This is a genomic window from Actinomycetota bacterium (genome assembly GCA_005774595.1).
GTDB lineage: Bacteria > Actinomycetota > Coriobacteriia > Anaerosomatales > D1FN1-002 > D1FN1-002.
The window spans coordinates 1-1,116 of record VAUM01000488.1; the positions used below are offsets into that span (position 1 = coordinate 1).

At 73.4% G+C, this 1,116-nt stretch carries 1 protein-coding gene; it reads left to right on the plus strand.

Features of this window, described 5'->3' with window-relative positions; genetic code table 11:
- Window positions 1-121: 121 nt before the first annotated feature.
- The gene (locus tag FDZ70_11190; protein ID TLM65327.1) at window positions 122-1,069 is read left to right on the plus strand and encodes a CapA family protein; all 948 of its coding nucleotides are present in this window, start codon (window positions 122-124) and stop codon (window positions 1,067-1,069) included.
- Window positions 1,070-1,116: the final 47 nt, after the last annotated feature.

Consider the following 1,116-nt stretch of genomic DNA (forward strand, 5'->3'; position numbering starts at 1 on the left):
CAGCGCCCGGCGTGCAGCCTAGGCGAGTGCGGCGGCAGCGGCTGCCCGGGCCGCGGCCGAGGCGAGCGCGGCAGCGGCGGCACAGGCCGCAGCAGAGGCTGCCGCGGCACTCCCACCCACCATCACGGTCGCGGCGGTGGGCGACATGATCTTCGACCGCCAGGTCAAGGCGCTCATCCACGCGGCCGGCGGCGAAGCGCCGCTCGCCCGCGTGGCCGAGCACCTCGCCGCAGCGGACTACACCTGCGGCAACCTCGAGAGCCCGCTGTCCGACGGCGGCACTCGCGCCAAGGGCAAGGAGATCTGCTTCCGCGGAGACCCCCGCGGCGTCGCGGGGCTGGAACTCGCCGGGTTCGACGCGGTCTCGATCGCGAACAACCACGCCCTCGACTACGGCTCCGAGGCGCTCGACGACACCGTCGCCGCCCTCGACGAGCGCGGCATCGCCCACTCCGGGGCAGGCGCGGACCGGGACGCCGCGTGGGCGCCCGCCGTCACACAGGTGGGCAGCGCTACCGTCGCCTACCTCGCCTTCTCGCACATCCTGCCGCCCGGCTTCGTCGCGAACGACACGCGCGCGGGCATCGCGCAGGGCCGCAACAACATGGACCGGGTGGCGGCCGCTGTGGCCTCGGCGGCGGCCGAGTACGACTACGTGATCGTCTCGTTCCACTGGGGCATCGAGTACGTGGACGACGCCAACGCCGAGCAGGTCCGCGACGCGCGTCGCGCCATCGACGCCGGAGCGGACCTCGTCATGGCCCACCACCCGCACGTGCTGCAAGGCGTGGAGCGCTACAAGAACGGCCTGATCGCCTACTCGCTCGGCGACTTCGTCTTCGACCACTACTCGCGCAAGACCGGCGAGGCGTTCATCCTCGACATCGAACTGGGCCCCGGCGGCGCAGGCGCGACCGCGGTCACGCCGGTCTACCTCGACCAGTACGGGCGCCCGGACGTCGTCACCGGCCAGGCGGCCTCGACGATCCTGAAGCGGCTGAAGTCGGTGTCCGCGAAGCACGACACCGAGGTCGTCATCGACGGCGACCTCGCGACGGTGGCGCAGTGAGCGCCCCGAGGCGGCCGCGCCGCGCCGGCGGCCGACGTCTGCGGAGC